This window comes from uncultured Algibacter sp. (assembly GCF_947490405.1).
GTDB lineage: Bacteria > Bacteroidota > Bacteroidia > Flavobacteriales > Flavobacteriaceae > Algibacter_B.
On sequence record NZ_CANLGU010000001.1, the window covers coordinates 633459 to 650741 of the forward strand.

The 17283-nt window shown below is 31.6% G+C and carries 19 protein-coding genes; 7 read left to right on the plus strand and 12 right to left on the minus strand.

The annotated features are described in order from the left end of the window. Position 1: 1 nt before the first annotated feature. From Q0772_RS02585 to trmB, 4 genes are all read right to left on the minus strand, one after another. On the minus strand, positions 2 to 1138 hold the full coding sequence (locus Q0772_RS02585) for an Mrp/NBP35 family ATP-binding protein (protein WP_298339927.1): 1137 nt from the start codon (positions 1136 to 1138) through the stop codon (positions 2 to 4). Between the two features lie 162 nt (positions 1139 to 1300). Then, the gene (locus Q0772_RS02590) at positions 1301 to 1630 is read right to left on the minus strand and encodes an MGMT family protein (protein ID WP_298339930.1); all 330 of its coding nucleotides are present in this window, start codon (positions 1628 to 1630) and stop codon (positions 1301 to 1303) included. A 1-nt stretch (position 1631) separates the two neighbouring features. Further along, positions 1632 to 2261 (minus strand): lysine transporter LysE, encoded by a 630-nt coding sequence (locus tag Q0772_RS02595; RefSeq protein WP_298339933.1) that lies wholly within the window; start codon positions 2259 to 2261, stop codon positions 1632 to 1634. 2 nt (positions 2262 to 2263) lie between these two features. Next, positions 2264 to 2938: a tRNA (guanosine(46)-N7)-methyltransferase TrmB gene (gene trmB, locus Q0772_RS02600; RefSeq protein ID WP_298339938.1), complete on the minus strand. Its 675-nt coding sequence runs from the start codon at positions 2936 to 2938 to the stop codon at positions 2264 to 2266. A gap of 202 nt (positions 2939 to 3140) precedes the next feature. Between trmB and Q0772_RS02605 the strand changes: the two genes are divergently transcribed. After that, positions 3141 to 4187: a glycosyltransferase gene (locus Q0772_RS02605; protein WP_298339940.1), complete on the plus strand. Its 1047-nt coding sequence runs from the start codon at positions 3141 to 3143 to the stop codon at positions 4185 to 4187. Here Q0772_RS02605 and Q0772_RS02610 read toward each other — a convergent pair. Both Q0772_RS02610 and Q0772_RS02615 read right to left on the minus strand, forming a co-directional pair. Beyond that, entirely contained in the window at positions 4170 to 5213 is a 1044-nt protein-coding gene (locus Q0772_RS02610; protein WP_298339945.1) for an ATP-binding protein, read from the minus strand. The genes Q0772_RS02605 and Q0772_RS02610 overlap by 18 nt on opposite strands. Next, positions 5213 to 5893 (minus strand): response regulator transcription factor, encoded by a 681-nt coding sequence (locus tag Q0772_RS02615; RefSeq protein WP_298339948.1) that lies wholly within the window; start codon positions 5891 to 5893, stop codon positions 5213 to 5215. Before Q0772_RS02615 ends, Q0772_RS02610 begins: the two co-directional genes overlap by 1 nt. Before the next feature lie 194 nt (positions 5894 to 6087). Here Q0772_RS02615 and Q0772_RS02620 point away from each other — a divergent pair, with 194 nt between their 5' ends. From Q0772_RS02620 to Q0772_RS02630, 3 genes are all read left to right on the plus strand, one after another. Then, complete coding sequence (locus Q0772_RS02620) at positions 6088 to 6429, plus strand: T9SS type A sorting domain-containing protein (protein WP_298339951.1); 342 nt, start codon at positions 6088 to 6090, stop codon at positions 6427 to 6429. An 81-nt stretch (positions 6430 to 6510) separates the two neighbouring features. Next, on the plus strand, positions 6511 to 7491 hold the full coding sequence (locus Q0772_RS02625; protein WP_298339953.1) for an acyl transferase: 981 nt from the start codon (positions 6511 to 6513) through the stop codon (positions 7489 to 7491). Between the two features lie 47 nt (positions 7492 to 7538). Next, entirely contained in the window at positions 7539 to 7985 is a 447-nt protein-coding gene (locus tag Q0772_RS02630; protein ID WP_298339956.1) for a YHS domain-containing (seleno)protein, read from the plus strand. Positions 7986 to 8109: 124 nt separating this feature from the next. On the opposite strand, the gene tyrS is transcribed toward Q0772_RS02630, so the two are convergent. Beyond that, complete coding sequence (gene tyrS, locus Q0772_RS02635; RefSeq protein WP_298339959.1) at positions 8110 to 9405, minus strand: tyrosine--tRNA ligase; 1296 nt, start codon at positions 9403 to 9405, stop codon at positions 8110 to 8112. Positions 9406 to 9526: 121 nt separating this feature from the next. Here tyrS and Q0772_RS02640 point away from each other — a divergent pair, with 121 nt between their 5' ends. Then, positions 9527 to 10528 (plus strand): NAD-dependent epimerase/dehydratase family protein, encoded by a 1002-nt coding sequence (locus tag Q0772_RS02640; protein ID WP_298339962.1) that lies wholly within the window; start codon positions 9527 to 9529, stop codon positions 10526 to 10528. On the opposite strand, the gene Q0772_RS02645 is transcribed toward Q0772_RS02640, so the two are convergent. Genes Q0772_RS02645 through Q0772_RS02655 form a run of 3 tightly spaced genes read right to left on the minus strand, consistent with a single transcriptional unit; the run spans position 10512 to position 13144 of the window. Next, positions 10512 to 11060 (minus strand): DUF4296 domain-containing protein, encoded by a 549-nt coding sequence (locus Q0772_RS02645; RefSeq protein WP_298339965.1) that lies wholly within the window; start codon positions 11058 to 11060, stop codon positions 10512 to 10514. The genes Q0772_RS02640 and Q0772_RS02645 overlap by 17 nt on opposite strands. Then, complete coding sequence (locus Q0772_RS02650; RefSeq protein WP_298339968.1) at positions 11057 to 12403, minus strand: dihydroorotase; 1347 nt, start codon at positions 12401 to 12403, stop codon at positions 11057 to 11059. The genes Q0772_RS02645 and Q0772_RS02650 overlap by 4 nt, the downstream gene beginning before the upstream one ends. 24 nt (positions 12404 to 12427) lie before the next feature. Then, on the minus strand, positions 12428 to 13144 hold the full coding sequence (locus Q0772_RS02655; RefSeq protein WP_298339971.1) for a polyprenol monophosphomannose synthase: 717 nt from the start codon (positions 13142 to 13144) through the stop codon (positions 12428 to 12430). A 121-nt stretch (positions 13145 to 13265) separates the two neighbouring features. Here Q0772_RS02655 and Q0772_RS02660 point away from each other — a divergent pair, with 121 nt between their 5' ends. Continuing rightward, positions 13266 to 13913 (plus strand): DUF4271 domain-containing protein, encoded by a 648-nt coding sequence (locus Q0772_RS02660; RefSeq protein ID WP_298339974.1) that lies wholly within the window; start codon positions 13266 to 13268, stop codon positions 13911 to 13913. Between the two features lie 20 nt (positions 13914 to 13933). Beyond that, entirely contained in the window at positions 13934 to 14683 is a 750-nt protein-coding gene (locus tag Q0772_RS02665; RefSeq protein ID WP_298339977.1) for a uroporphyrinogen-III synthase, read from the plus strand. A 278-nt stretch (positions 14684 to 14961) separates the two neighbouring features. Here the strand turns inward: Q0772_RS02665 and Q0772_RS02670 are convergent, their stop codons facing one another. Further along, on the minus strand, positions 14962 to 15540 hold the full coding sequence (locus Q0772_RS02670) for a hypothetical protein (RefSeq protein ID WP_298339980.1): 579 nt from the start codon (positions 15538 to 15540) through the stop codon (positions 14962 to 14964). A gap of 7 nt (positions 15541 to 15547) precedes the next feature. Next, positions 15548 to 17269 carry a hypothetical protein gene (locus Q0772_RS02675; RefSeq protein ID WP_298339983.1) on the minus strand — a complete coding sequence of 574 codons (1722 nt, stop codon included), beginning with the start codon at positions 17267 to 17269 and terminating at the stop codon, positions 15548 to 15550. Between the last annotated feature and the right edge of the window lie 14 nt (positions 17270 to 17283).

Consider the following 17283-nt stretch of genomic DNA (forward strand, 5'->3'; position numbering starts at 1 on the left):
TTTACTTTTTAACTGCCGAACAACCTGCCATGGTTGTAATTTTAATGGCCTCGGTTGGTGGTAAACTATCATTTCGCCTCACTACTTCTTGAACTACATTTTGAGTTAATTTCTCAAAAGCTTGTTCTAGTGGTGTTGCGGTTTGCAATGCAGCTGGCCTACCAATATCTCCAGCTTCTCTGATACTTTTCACCAATGGCAATTCTCCTAAAAATGGCACATCCAAATCTTCGGCTAAATGTTTTGCACCTTCTTGTCCGAAGATAAAATATTTATTGTCTGGCAATTCCGCAGGAGTAAAGTACGCCATATTTTCAATAATTCCTAAAACAGGTACACTAATACTATCTTGTTGGAACATGGCTACTCCTTTCTTGGCGTCAGCTAAAGCCACATTTTGTGGTGTGCTCACTACAACAGCTCCTGTAATAGGAAGCGATTGCATAATACTTAAGTGGATATCTCCCGTTCCAGGAGGTAAATCTAACAACAAGAAATCTAACTCGCCCCAATGTGCATCAAAAATCATTTGATTTAGAGCTTTTGCTGCCATGGGTCCTCGCCATACTACTGCTTGATTAGGCTGTGTAAAGAAACCAATGGACAATACTTTTACCCCATAATTTTCAATGGGTTTCATTTTTGATTTTCCATCAATATTTACCGCTAAAGGCTTTTCAGCTTCTACATCAAACATAATTGGGATAGATGGCCCATAAATATCTGCATCTAAAACACCTACTTTAAAGCCCATTTTTGCTAAAGTCACAGCTAAATTTGCTGTTACTGTAGATTTCCCAACACCACCTTTACCCGATGCTACAGCAACAATATTTTGAATTCCAGGAATAGGTTTTCCCTTTATAACATTTGCTTTAGGTTTTTCTGGCGCTTCAACTTTTACATTTACTGTGATTTTTGCTTTTTCGTAAACCTTTTCATGGATGGTTTTAAGAATGTCAACCTCAGTACGCTTTTTAGCTTGCAAACTCGGGTTTTTAATAGTAATATCAACAATAACCTCGTCTCCAAATGTGATGACATTTTTTACAGCGCCACTCTCTATCATATTCTGCCCTTCACCAGGAACGGTAATATTTTCAAGAGCTTTTAATATATCTTGCTTATTTAATTTCATTTATTAAGAATCATTCTAAAGGCAAAGATAGAGAATAAAGCTTGAAGATAGAAGCCAGAAGTTAGAAGTTTTATTGATGTGATTATTGGAGATTTTTATGAATGATGGGTTTGTGATTATTTATAAATTAAAAGAAGCTAAATAAACTTCTAGCATAACAAATTATAGTTCCTCTGACGGGTCCCAATAAACACTTTCAAGGTTTTGTATTTGGTTTTCAACCACTTCAACCCCTTCACTTTCTAGTAATTGTTGCATTAAATTAGTACCTTCAAAATGATGTTTACCGGTTAATAATCCTTTTCGATTTACCACACGATGCGCAGGAACATCTTTACCACCAGAACCATTCATGGCATAACCCACCATTCTCGCACTTCTAGCTGCACCTAAATATTTTGCAATAGCACCGTAGCTAGTTACTCTTCCATAAGGGATTAATTTGGCAACTTCGTAAACCTTATCAAAAAAATTAAGCGTTTCAGGTTTCATCTTATAAATCTTGAATTATGTTGATTAGTGTAACAATGGATATTACTCCTGTAACACCACCAATAATACGATTCATGTTTTTTTGAGAAGTAAGTGTTTTTCCTTTGATTTTATCGAAGAAGAAAATATACATGTAAAGTGTTACAAAGGTTCCTGTGGCTGCTCCAATTACGTAAGCCATAATACTGGTTTTCTCAAAACTCATCCAGCCAAAAGATGCCAAAGTAATGGTCATATACGCTTGATATGGTATAGGAAACACATTGATAGCAGACATAAAAACTCCCTGAAAAAATCGACTATGCTTACTTCTTATCTTGGGTTCTATTTGTTGTTTAGGGGCTGATTTGGCTACAAATAAAAAATAAATAGTTATCAATATAAATATAACCAAAGCCACACTTCGCAGAACACCAACAACCTCTGGATGCATACTCAAATAACGTGCAAAAATACTTGCCAGATAGGTTTGTGCCAAAACAATAACACATACGCCTATTGAAAAAACAATACCCCTAACATGGCCTTCTTTTAAGCTTATTTTGGCTGCTGTCATATTTAATAATCCTGGTGGAATTACCCCAATCATGGCGAAAAACAAACCCAAAAAGAAGATAAAAGTTATATTCACTATTATTTGATTTTGAACCTAATATACGTAATTGGTTTGTTTTGTTCTAAATACTGAGATTCATAGAAAGTTTGGATGCTTGTTACTTCTTCTGGACTACCTTCTTGTTTATAAACATTATGATTTGCATATAACACTTCATGTCCAGCTCCATGCAACAACCCTAATGTATAACCATGCATAAACTCACTATCTGTTTTCAGGTTTACAACACCATCTGAAGTTAGTATCTTTTTATAACGCTCTAGAAATGTAGCATTCGTCATACGATGTTTTGTTCGTTTATATTTTATTTGTGGGTCTGGGAAAGTAATCCAAATCTCATCAACTTCGTTTTCAGCGAATGCATGATCAATCAATTCTATTTGCGTTCTAAGAAATCCTACATTTGATATATTTTCTTCTACAGCAGTTTTGGCACCTCTCCAAAAGCGTGCGCCTTTAATATCTATTCCAATAAAATTTTTGTTTGGGTATTTTTTGGCGAGTGCAACTGAGTATTCTCCTTTCCCACAACCTAATTCTAAAACTAATGGATTATCATTTTTAAAAAAACCAGTTCTCCAATTGCCTTTTAAATTGAAGTTTGACTGAACTAATTCATCTCTAGAAGGCTGAATAACATTACTAAATGTTTCGTTTTCTTTAAATCTTCTGAGTTTATTTTTGCTTCCCAAAACCTTAACTATTTCTTATTATTATTTTTGAATTGGTAAAATTAAGGAAATATACGAGAGCCTTAATGGCTTATCTTTGAAATTAGCAAAAAAGTGCGTGAGGGATTGAGGCCTTGTTGAAGCTCTTTTTGTGTTGTTGCACCTATGCAACACAAAAAAGCGACTGCCGAAAGCCCGACCCTTGGGCACGCCCAAATTAAAAATGAAAAAACGAATTTTAGTTGCTCCTTTAAATTGGGGGTTAGGACATGCAACGCGTTGTATTCCTATTATTAACGCATTGATTAGCGAAGGGTTTGTACCTGTAATTGCTAGCGATGGCGTTGCTTTAACTTTGCTAAGGAAGGAATTCCCCAACTTACCTACAATTGAATTACCATCGTACAACGTTACTTACTCTAAGAATGGCAAACTTTTTAAATTAAAGCTGCTTAAGGATTCGCCTAAACTCTTGAAGGCTATTAAGGATGAAAAAAAAACAATTTCAAAGATTTTAGAGTATATTGATATTGCTGGTATTATTTCGGATAATCGCTTGGGGGTAAGACATAAAAAAGTACCATCTGTTTTTATTACGCACCAACTAAATGTTTTAAGTGGCAATACAACATGGTTGAGTACTAAAATGCACCAAAAAATTATAACGAAGTTTGATGAATGTTGGGTTCCTGATACTAAAGGTGATATGAATTTAAGCGGAAGACTCGGACACACCAAAAACTTTGATATTCCTACAAAATATATTGGTCCGCTAAGTAGATTTACTAAAAAAGCCACAGCGATTAAAAATGATTTATTTGTTTTAATTTCTGGTCCAGAGCCGCAGCGAACCTTCCTTCAAAACAAATTATTGAGCGAACTTAAAAACTATACTGGAAAGATTGTATTTGTTAAAGGCATTATGGAAAAAGACCAAACCATACAGGTTTTAGGAAACATGACCATTTATAATTTTATGACTTCTGGTCTTTTAGAAAAAACCATAAATGAAAGCGCCTTAATACTATCCCGTTCTGGATACACTACAATTATGGACTTGGCTAAACTTAACAAAAAAGCTTTTTTTATACCAACACCAGGACAGTTTGAACAGGAATATTTAGCTAAACGACTTACTGAAATGAGTCTAGTACCTAGTTGCAAGCAAAACGATTTTACACTTATGAAGTTGAAGGAATCTAATGCTTATGAAGGTTTAAATTCCTTTGGTTTTAAACCAGATTATAAAGATTTATTCAACCTTTTCTAGAGTGAAAGAAAACTCACTACCTACACCATATTCACTCTCTACATATATTTTTTCATTGTGTGCTTCTATAATATGTTTAACTATAGAAAGTCCAAGACCTGAACCTCCTTCTTTTCTTGAGCCACTTTTATCTACTCGATAAAAACGCTCAAAAAGTCTTGGCATGTGTATTTTATCTATACCTTCTCCATTATCAGTTACTCGAACAATTACTTTATTTTTAATTAAGTTTTCGATACTAACCTCTGTAGTTCCTTTTTCACTACCATATTTTATGGAGTTTACTATTAAATTTGCTAACACCTGTTGAATGCGCTCTTTGTCTGCTTTAACCATAACTGGATTAGCATAATCTCTATCAAACATCAAAGAAATTTTTTTCTTGCTAGCTTTCATTTCTAACATTTCAAAAACATTTTCTACAAGCTCAACAATATCAAAAACTTCCACATTTAAACTTAAATCACCAACTTCTAACTTGGTAATCATATCCAAATCTTTAATAATATACCCCAATCGGTCAATCCCCTTACTAGCTCTTCGTAGGTACTTCTCTCTAATATTTCCATCATCCATGGCACCATCAAGAAGGGTTAAAATATAACCTTGTACTGTAAACAGTGGTGTTTTTAACTCGTGTGATACATTTCCTAAAAACTCTTTCCTATATTCTTCTCTAACTTTTAATGTTTCAATTTCAATCTTTTTATCTCTCGCAAACCTATCTATCTCTTCAGTTAAAGTCTGCATATTTGTTGTAATAGCACCTTTCGCCAAATTAGCTGATTCAAGAAGTGTTAAATCATCATAGATTTTTTTCACTCTCTTATAAATAAAACGCTCTACATTATATTGTATAATAAGAAATGAGAATATAAAAATACATACTGAAAACATTAACGGGTAATACCACTCAAGGCTATGATAGTAATACAAAAAAACACTCATTAAGAGTGTTGAGTATAGAGTGATATAAATTGCTGTACGCACAGCAAATCGATAAGATTTTTTAAATTTTGCTTGCATTAGTCTACAAACTTATAGCCTACACCTTTTATAGTTTTAAAGCTTTTATCGCCTAATTTTTCACGAAGTTTTCTAATATGAACATCAATAGTTCTTCCTCCAACAACAACCTCGTTACCCCAAACAGCATCAAGAATTTCATCTCTTTTAAAAACTTTTCCTGGTTTGGATGCTAGTAAAGATAATAATTCAAATTCTTTTCGAGGTAAAATTATCTCTTTTCCTTTAGAAACAATTTTATACTCATCCCTATTAATCTCTAAACTCCCTACCTTAACAGTATCAACAACATCTTCTTCCTTGAAACGCCTTAATAGCGCTTTTACTTTACTCACTAAAACTTTTGGTTTTATGGGTTTTGTAATATAATCATCTGCTCCTGCATCAAAACCCGCTACTTGAGAATAATCTTCACCTCTAGCCGTTAAAAAGGTTATAATTGTGTTTTTTAAATCTGGATTTTTTCTAATAATCTCACATGCTTCAATACCATCCATCTCTGGCATCATAACATCCAATATAATTAAATGAGGAAGCTCTTTTTTGGCTTTCTTCACACCCTCTTGCCCATTTTCAGCAGTAATAACTTGGTAGCCCTCACTGGATAAATTATATCCAACTATTTCTAAGATATCTGGCTCATCATCAACGAGTAATATCTTAACATCCTTTTTTTTCATCTATTGACATCATGTTTATTGAAGTAAAGATAAAACATCTAACATAATTTTTTCAAATTATCAAAATTAATAACATTAAGGTAACAAACACCTTACCTGCATTTAAGATTTCGACCAATTACTGGAATCTTTAACAGTATTTTGGCATCACTTTTGATGTAATACCTTACCTTTGTTAAACCAAATCGTAGTGTATGAAAAAAATTTACTTTTTATTTTTATTCGCCGCTCTAACATGTTTTACGCACCAAAATATGGTTGCCCAAAACCATGCTAAGAATCCCTCTACGCAGCCTAATATTGAAGGATTATCCATTTACCCTAATCCTGTCAATCGAGAACAATCTTTTATAAACATTGCTTCTAAGCATAGTTTAGTAAAAACCATCGAGATTTTTGATGTTTTAGGAAAACAAGTATATGCCAACATTTTAACTGGAAAACAACTTAATATTTCTAGTTTAAGAAAAGGGGTTTATATTTTAAAAATCACTGAGAATAACATAAGCGAATCAAGGAAACTTGTTATAAGATAGCTTTGAAGGAATACAAATTAGAAAGCGTTGTTTTTAACAGCGCTTTTTTTATTTTACATACTTTTGTGTCTTTGCTGAAGTATGACTGATATAGATTCCATTTTTAACATAAAAAATCAAGCTGAATTTGAAGCTTTAAGTATAGCTACCTTTAAATTTCAGTTTGAAAATAATCGCATCTATCGTTCTTTTTGCGACTTGCTTTATAAACACCCTAGCGAAGTAAAAACCTCAAAAGATATTCCTTTTTTACCTATCCAGTTTTTCAAAACAAAAAATATACTTAGCTCAAAAGAGGAAATTCAAAAAACATTTACCAGTTCTGGCACTACCGGAAGTTTAACCAGTAAGCACCTTGTAACAGATTTAAACATTTACAAACAAAGTTTTATTAAAGGGTTTGAAGCATTTTATGGCCCCATCGAAGATTATGTTGTTTTAGGACTATTACCTTCTTATTTAGAGCGAGAAGGTTCATCTTTAATATACATGGTAGACTGCATGGTTAAAACCTCTAAATATGAAGAAAGCGGATTCTATTTAAACAATCTAAATGATTTAAAGAAATCATTAATTAAATTAGATTCTGAGGGTAAAAACATATTACTTATTGGAGTTTCTTTTGCGCTTTTAGATTTAGTTGAAGCACATCAATTTAATCTAAAAAACACCATTATTATGGAAACAGGTGGCATGAAAGGTAGAAGAAAAGAGTTAATTAGAACTGAACTCCACAATAGACTAAAAAAAGGGTTTGGTGTTAAACATATACATAGTGAATATGGGATGACTGAACTTTTGAGTCAAGCCTACTCCAAACAACATGGTATATTTAATTGCCCACCATGGATGCAAGTTTTAACAAGAGATACTGAAGATGCCTTAACCATTCAAAAAACAGGAAAAACAGGCGGTTTAAATATTATTGATTTAGCTAATATTAATTCTTGTGCTTTTATTGCAACACAAGATTTAGGACGCGTTAGTGATGATGGTTCTTTTGAAATTATTGGGCGTTTTGATGATTCAGACATTCGCGGTTGTAACCTTATGGTACTTTAAATTGTAAGGTCTTCGTAATTTTTAGACTTAACATAAAACATATATTTATGCGAAGCTTAATCATAATATTTACAATAACTATTTCTTCATTATCAGCGCAAACCATTGATTATAATTTAAAAAAAGGATATGCAGCAAATGGCTATGATGTTGTTTCTTATTTTAATAATAAAGCCATTGAAGGCAATAGAAATTTCACTGCCACATACGACAATACAAAATATAAATTTTCATCTGAAAACAATCTCAATACTTTTAAAAAAGACCCTAAAATGTATATCCCGCAATATGGTGGCTATTGCGCTTATGCTGTTGCTATAAAAAGCAACAAAGTTTCTATAAATCCCAAAACATTTAAAATTAATGAAGGGAAACTCTATTTATTTTATAATGCTTGGGGAACCAATACGTTAGAGTTATGGCAAAAACAAAACGAAAGCGAATTACAAAAAAAAGCTGATGTTAATTGGGAAAATATAAAATTCAAAAAATAATATTTTCTTTTGTAAGCTATTAAAAAAGTACACGACAAAACCAATAACTAAGAAAAAGAAAAATTAGTTTTTAATTGGTTGGTTAGTCACAAAGCCTGAGCTCTCACTCAGGCTTTTTTTATTACTAAACTATTTGAAGCACAAAATAGTTCTTTTTTCCTCGTTGTAAAAGCACAAATTTATTGTTAATTAAGTCTTTTGAAGTGATACGGTAATCATCTTTTACTTTTTCTTTATTTACAGAAATTGAATTTTCTTTAAGTGCTCTTCGCGCCTCTCCATTAGACTTTAAAAACCCACCTTTTTCAGCCAAAGCTCCTATCATATCTAAACCATTATCAATTTCAGATTTCGATATTTGTGTTTGTGGAACCCCATCAAAAACATCTAAAAACGTTTTCTCATCAAGTGCTTTTAAATCTTCACTTGTTGATTTTCCAAAAAGAATATTACTTGCTTTTACAGCATTCTCTAAATCCTGTTTAGAGTGAACCATAACTGTAATTTCTTCGGCTAAACGTTTTTGAAGCACTCTTACATGAGGTGCTTCTTTATGTTCTGCTATTAAATTATTTATTTCCTCTTCGTTAAGAAATGTAAAAATCTTGATATATTTTTCTGCATCCTCATCACTAGAATTTAACCAGTATTGGTAGAACTTATAAGGTGAAGTTCTATTGGCATCCAACCAAACATTCCCGCCTTCTGATTTACCAAATTTAGAACCATCAGACTTTGTAATTAAAGGGCATGTAATAGCAAAACCTTTTCCGCTAGCAATTCTTCTAATTAATTCTGTCCCTGTTGTAATGTTGCCCCATTGGTCGCTTCCTCCCATTTGTATCGAGCAATTACTCTCTTTATAAAGATGAAGAAAATCGTAACCTTGTACAAGCTGATACGTAAACTCAGTAAAACTCATACCTTCTGAAGACTCTGAAGAAATTCTGTTTTTTACAGAATCTTTGGCCATCATATAATTAACAGTAATATGCTTACCAACATCACGAATAAACTCAAGAAAAGAGAAATCTTTCATCCAATCGTAATTATTCACTAATTCTGCAGCATTTTCAGCATCACTTTCAAAATCTAAGAAATGTGCTAATTGTCCTTTTATAGCTTCTTGATTGTGTCTTAATGTTTTTTCATCTAATAAATTACGCTCATTTGATTTCCCAGAAGGATCACCAATCATTCCTGTGGCACCACCAACTAATGCTACAGGTTTATGCCCACAACGTTGGTAATGTGCTAAAAGCATAATAGGCACTAAATTACCTATATGTAAAGAATCTGCTGTTGGATCAAAACCCACATAAGCACTACGCATGCTCTCCATTAAATGGTCTTCAGCTCCGGGCATAACCGTATGTATCATACCTCTCCAAGTTAATTCTTCAACAAAATTCTTTATCATTTTTAATGCTTTAAGTTCAAATTTATAACATATCCATACTCGGATTTTCACAAAACTATGCAAAGATAAAAATACACGCATAATTACTTATGGATTCTGAATAATTCTTTAATTTAGTTGCATGATTTTAGTAACAGGAGGAACGGGTTTAGTTGGTGGACATTTACTCTATAGACTTATTTCTGACCAAAAGAGAGTAAAAGCTATTTACAGAAACAAACGTAAACTTGAAAACACCAAAAACATATTTTCTTGTTATTCTGATGATTCTGAAATACTATTTAATAAGATTGAATGGATTGAGGCTGACCTATTAGATATTCCAACTTTAACTAAAGCTTTTATAGACATAAAAACAGTTTATCACGCTGCTGCATTTGTCTCTTTTGAACCAGATAAATATCAGCTTCTAAGAAAAACAAATATTGAAGGCACTGCCAATATTGTAAACCTTTGTATTGCTAATAACATAGAAAAACTTTGTTATGTAAGCTCTATTGCCACTCTGGGAAGCACATTAAATAATGCTCCTATATCCGAAGACACCAATTGGAATCCTGAAGATGACAATAGTGTTTATGCTATAACTAAATACGGTGCTGAAATGGAGGTTTGGAGAGGCACACAAGAGGGTGTTGACGCCGTTGTTGTTAATCCCGGTGTCATTTTGGGTGCAGGTATTTGGAGATATGGTACAGGAAGCTTATTTAAAAAAGTACATAAAGGTTTAAAATACTATACTTCTGGAACTGTTGGATTGATAGCTGTTGAAGATGTGGTTAACATTATGATTGCATTAGTGCATAGCCAAATAAAAAATGAACGATTTGTTTTAGTGACTGAAAATTGGAGTTACAAAGATTTTCTTGAAGCCGTAGCAGAATCTGTTAGCGTTAAACCTCCTAAAAAATTAGCGAGTAAACGCTTATTACGCATGGCTTGGAAATTGGATTGGTTGAAACATAAATTAACTGGAAAACGAAGACAGTTAACAAAACATATTGCCAAATCTTTAATAACAGAAACCCATTACAGTAGCAAGAAGATAAAAATAGCTTTAAATTATAAGTTTACAGCTATTGGTAAAGCAATTAGTTCTATTGGAACTAGTTATCTGAAATAGGCTCAACGATACTCTCCAATTCCTCAATACTTTCTTCTAAAAACACTTCATCGATCTTTATAGAATCCTTTAAAATATTCAAACCAAGGGAATCTTTACCAAGAGATTTTAACCGTTGTTTTTCCTTAAGAACTTTTTCTAAAGAATCTGCCTCTCTTTTGGTTTGCTCTTTCCACTCTTTTGCTTCCTGCTCTTTTAACACAGCTTTAAGTTTTTCTAAACTATCCGTAGTTTTTGTATAAATCTCTTCATAATCCTCAATATGATACGCATAATAATTATTACTCAAAGCGAATTGCAAGCTATCTATATTATATTTTTCATAGATATAGGTATTTAAATTGAGACTACTATCTCGCATAATAAGTTTGTTTTTTGAACTTGACGATGTAATAAGTTTTGCATCAATTAAAATATTAACCATTTTATTCTTAGAAATTAAATTCTTCGGTTTTTCTGGCCCTTTTAATTTATTGCAAGCTGTGGCAACAAAAACTATTCCTATTAATACTATAACTCGATTTAAAATCATCTATTAAATGTTAAGCGTTTTGCTGATTTAACGGAGCTAAACTTAGTATTTTCATAAACTAAGTTGCCATTTAAAAACGTATGTGTAATTCTAGATTTAAATGTTGTCCCTTCAAAAGGCGACCATCCACATTTGTATAAAATATTATCTTTTGTAACTGTCCATGGATTATTCAAGTCTACCATCACCAAATCTGCATAATAACCTTCTTTTATATAACCACGTCTTTCAACATCAAATAAAATAGCTGGATTGTGGCACATTTTCTCTACAATTTTTTCTAAAGAAATTTTTTCTTTATGATACATTTCTAACATTGCTGGTAAAGCATGTTGCACTAACGGGCCTCCTGAAGGTGCACTAGTGTAAACGTTTTTTTTCTCATCTATAGTATGAGGTGCATGGTCTGTTGCAATAACATCTATTCTATCATCTAGCAAAGCTTCCCATAATTGATCTCTATCGGTTTTTGCTTTTACAGCTGGATTCCATTTTAATAAAGTGCCTTTTTTATCATAATCTTCATCAGAAAACCACAAATGATGTATACAAACCTCTGCTGTTATTTTTTTATCTTTCAACGGAATATCATTGGTAAATAAATTAGTTTCTTTTCCTGTAGACAAATGAAAAACATGTAATCTGGCACCCGTTTTTTTTGCAAGCTCAATAGCTTTAGATGATGATAAATAGCAAGCTTCTTCGCTTCTGATTACTGGGTGGTATTTAATAGGAATATCATCTCCAAATTCATCAATATGCGCTTCAAGATTTTTACGAACTGTGGTTTCATCTTCGCAATGTACAGAAATAACCATATCCGTACTTTTGAATATTTTTTCTAAAACTTCAGGATCGTCCACCAACATATTCCCTGTTGAAGAACCTAAAAACAGTTTCAATCCAGCAACTTGGTTTGCTTCAAGTTTTAAAATTTCATCTAAATTATCATTAGTTCCTCCAAACATAAACGAATAATTTGCCCAAGATGATTTTGCAGCAATATCAAACTTTTCTTCGAGCTTTTCAATAGTTGTAGTTTGTGGGTTTGTATTGGGCATCTCAACAAAAGATGTAATACCTCCAGCTATAGCAGCTTTTGATTCTGTTTCAATATTTGCCTTGTGCGTTAATCCGGGTTCTCTAAAATGCACCTGATCATCAATAGCTCCTGGCAGGATATACTTACCTTCGGCATCAATTACCAAAACGTCTGCAGATTTGGCACTAATAGATTCTGAAATTTGTTTTATATATTGACCTTCAATTAAAATATCACCACTAAAAATAGCACCTTCGTTAACTATATTAGCATTTTTTATAAGTGTAGTTTTTTTTTGCATACTTTTTTATTTTTTAGAATCCCTCTAAAACAAACTTTTCAACTTCATAGAAATAACCCCAAAAATAGCTTCAGAAATAATACCCGAACTCAATTTAGATTCACCTCGTGTTCTATCTGTAAAAATAACAGGGACTTCAACAATTTTAAACTTTTTTAAGTAGGCCTTAAATTTCATTTCAATTTGAAACGCATACCCAATAAATTTAACAGCATCTAAATCAATAGCTTCTAACACATGTCTTTTATAACATACAAAACCTGCTGTTGTATCATGAATCTTCATCCCCGTAATTAATCGCACATATTTTGAGGCTAAATAAGACATTAAAACTCTTGCCATAGGCCAGTTAACAACGTTAACCCCTGTTTTATATCTAGAACCTATCGATATATCTGCACCTTCAAGATGGCAAGCATCGTAAAGTTTCAAAATATCGTTGGGATTATGAGAAAAATCGGCATCCATCTCAAAAACATAGTCATAGCCTTTTTGCAGACTCCATTTAAATCCATGAATGTAAGCCGTACCCAAGCCAGACTTTGTTTTTCTTACTTCTAAGAATAGTCTTTCAGGGAATTTTTTTTGTAATTCTTTAACTTTTAACGCTGTTAAATCTGGTGAATTATCATCAACAATAAGAATGTGAATATGGTCTGACTGTGATAACACCGCCTCAATTATAGCCTCAATGTTTTCAATCTCGTTATATGTTGGAATAATTACTATTGTATCTGCCATATTACTCTCAGTACAGAAATCCTTTTATCTTTTTAGCAAATGTACATTAATCAACGTTTATTTATTTTAAATATTTGCTAATAATACATGTTAATTTTAAAAATTATAATAATTTTAACCCATGCTTCGTCACATCGTTTCAAACGAAATATTTACCATACTATTGGTTTTAGGCTTAATTATTGTTGCCATTGCAAAATTAATTTCTCCTAAACGATTTGACGATTTTATATTAGTCTTAGGTAACGACAAGTACCTTAAAATATATTCTAGAGATCAGAAGTTTTTCGATAATTTTGATGCTTTGTTATTTGCAAATTTAGTACTATCTCTTTCTGTTTTTTGCTTTATTATTTACAAAAAAATCACAGAAACATCTGATATTTCTGGAAATACCATGTTTAAACTAACCTTTAGCATTGGAGTTTTTATTTTAATTAAAATACTTATTGAACGTTTGATTGGGAGTCTTTTTGAAATTGATAAACTTGTAGATCAATATTTATTTCAAAAAACAAGTTTTAAAAATTATTTAGGATTGTTATTGCTACCTATTAATGCCTTACTTCTTTATAGTTTTCAGCCAACATTACCGCTTATCTATGGTGTTATTTCGTTACTACTAATTGTTAATATCTTGGGTCTAATTAGTTCATTTAAAACGCATCAAAGTCTAATAAAGAACAACATATTCTATTTTATTTTGTATCTTTGCGCTCTTGAAATTACACCCTATGTCATTTTGTATAAGGTGTTTATTGCAAATTAAAAGAAAAACGACTTGCGCTTATGAAAGTGAAAACCATTTTAGTATCTCAACCAGAACCTAAAATAGAGAACTCGCCCTACTTCGATTTACAAGAAAAGCAACGCGTAAAAATAGATTTCAGACCGTTTATTCATGTAGAGGGTGTATCTGCTAAAGAGATTAGGCATCAGAAGATTGATTTAAGCAACTACACAGCTATTATTTTAACAAGTAGAAATGCTGTAGATCACTTTTTTAGAATTGCAGAAGAAATGCGATTTAAAGTTCCAGACACAATGAAATATTTTTGTCAGTCTGAAGCTGTTGCATATTACCTACAGAAATACGTAGTTTATAGAAAACGTAAAATTTATGTTGGTAAGCGAACGTTTGCTGAACTTTCGCCTCTTATTAAAAAGTACAAAGACGAAAAATTCTTACTACCAAATACTGATAAAGTAAAACCTGCTGTTCCGCAGATTCTTAATGATTTAGGAGTAGACTGGAAACAGGCAACGTTTTACAAAACAGTAGTTAGCGATTTATCTGATTTAGCTGATGTCTACTACGATGTTTTAGTATTCTTTAGCCCCTCTGGAATTGAATCTTTATTCCAAAACTTTCCAGATTTTAAACAGAACGATACCCGTATAGCTGTTTTTGGTAATACAACAATCAAAGCGGTTGAGGAAAAAGGATTACGTGTAGATATAGCTGCACCAACTCCTGAGACGCCTTCAATGACTATGGCTTTACAGAAATATATTGAAAAGGCTAATAAAGGGAAATAAAACTTTATTTAATGACATAAAAAAAGCTATTCTAACAATTTAGAATAGCTTTTTTTGGTTGAACAAATTTTTATTTTCTTTTTGATATAGAATTAGTTGTAGAACTATACCTCTATAAATTGCCACAACATAAAACCATATTCAAGATTATAGATATAATTTAAAGATATAATAAGTATAGAAAAAAGATTTTAAACAAATTGTTTTTGAAGTTTAACCTTTTTTAATAATGAATTGATTTAATTGCATACTATCATTAAATTATTATTACATGAAACCTACCATAAATCACTAACTTCTGAATACTCAATTTGCCATTTACTATTTTCCTTTTTTAATATATAAAGAACACCGTTACTATCTAATTTACTTCTGCTAATACCTAAACCAAAAAAGACTTTTTCTTTATCTTTAGAGTAATAGAAATTTGAAAACCAAAATAAAAGGTCGAAATTTTCAAAATCTCTAGATTTTTTTATTTGGGTAGTATCTGCTAACATTATTTCATGCCCTTTTTCAGTAAATAATAATTTATCTAATTTATTTTTCTCAGAATTAATCCCTTGCATCTCTATAATACCTTTATATTGTTTGGGAATGATTGCTTTTATTTCATCACTTGAAAAATCATATAAAGTGGGATATAAAGCTACTTTAAGTTTTACTTGTAGCAAAGAATCTCTAACTCGTTTGCTAATAACTGTTGTTATAGTATCATTTATAGCTGGTGGTGGAGGTAATGGAAATGCTTTCTTGTCTATCATTAATGATATGATGTCGTTAACGTTTTCTTCATTAGCTTTATTTTTGCAACTAAAAATTAATAAAACAAAAAATACTATAATTAAATTTTTCATACTTACTTTATTTACAAACTTGACTGTTTTGATTAGCTATAGCACGTAAATTTTGGTTAATTGTATTTTCAGCAGATGTCAATCTTTTTGAAGTATAACCATATTTAGTTAACCCATCCCACCCATATGCCATATAGTGGCTTAACGGGTAATTAAAGTTATCTAATTCTCGAACTGCGTTAGCTATTTGGGTTACATAGTTTTCTACCATATAATTATGATGAGCAACTTGCACCCAATTATAGTTATCATCTTGAGTATTTTCAGCCCATCCTTTATAATGAGCATATAGTTGAAATAATCTAGGTCTATTATTTGGATTAACTCCAGATTCATACCTACTAACAAACCTGTGTATTTCCGCGTGTATTGACTCATGTAATATTAAAGCAGCAATACCTAATCCACTCTGATTTATATCTTCTATAGTGACAACTATCTCACCTGTACTACCGATATTATCAGCATTTGTGCACGCATCATCAGTTTGTGTACAATTTCCAATTTGAAATATTAGATTGTAATTAACATCATTTATAAATTTACTTATTGTTTTTTTAAACAAATTTCCATTAGTTTGTTCCAGCTTATCATAAATACACTTAGCCTTACCTGTTAACTTATTAATTATTTTATCATCAAAATCTATATCATCAATATTTGATCCATTTAAAAAAGACTCAAAAGCAAGTTTAGTAAAATCCACAGCATCTTGAGGGTACTGTGTTAATAACAAGTCTAAATCACCAGAATTCATTTGATTTTCAAGAAACTCAAAAATAGTATTTTGTGTTTCCTGACTTAAACCTAAAAATAAGGTTTTCTCTATATCTGATAACTGAATATTAATAAAAGTCTTTTTCCTTTGTTCTTCTATAGATATTACATAAGGAGTACTAATAGGAGGATTATTAATTATTGAGCCTCCACCACGTCCACCAGAACCAGGTAAATTATTTGTGGAAGATGGTGTTGTATTGCTTGTGTCATTATCATAACTTTGACTACTCCCTTCATTTCCTGTATTGCTTGTTCCACTTCCATTGCTTTCGCTTCCTCCGCCTCCAGCGCAATCAAACTGTGTCCAAGTTACATATGTATCATCCCACCCAGTCGAAGGACTATCTTCATAGGAACCAGCCCAACATGTTTCTGTTTCTATATCTATGTAAACTAAAGAATTGAGAACAACGTCTGCATCAAATTTTTCAAGATATGTCATCGAGGTCTTATCTTCAAGTTCTATAAAACTCAAATTGTTAATATTTTCTCTTTCTGAAGATGTCAAACTATAGCTGATAATAAATGTATCATAATCATTCTTTGAGTTATTGAAAGAAAAAAACAGATTTTGAAATAAATCACTTATTTCACTATTCATTTTATAAATAGGAAATGTATAAGAATGATAGGTTCCATTGGATTTTTCTAAATATTTTGCTTCATCTGTATCTATGTAAAAATCATATTCAGCAATATAAATTGGTTTCTTTTGACTCGCTTTTGATACTCTGATATTATCTTGATCTCTGTCCTTTTTTATTGCTTTTATTTTATTTAATAAATTTGAGTTATTTGACAGTTCGCTAAACTTAACTTTGGATATAGAATAAGGATTTGAATTGATTTCTTGTTGACTCTCTTTTTCGCAACTAAAAAAGTATAGAGCTATTAGAAATAAAAAAAGTAACGATTTGAAGTTTGAGGTCATTTTAAAATAAATTTTCATAAACATATACAGTT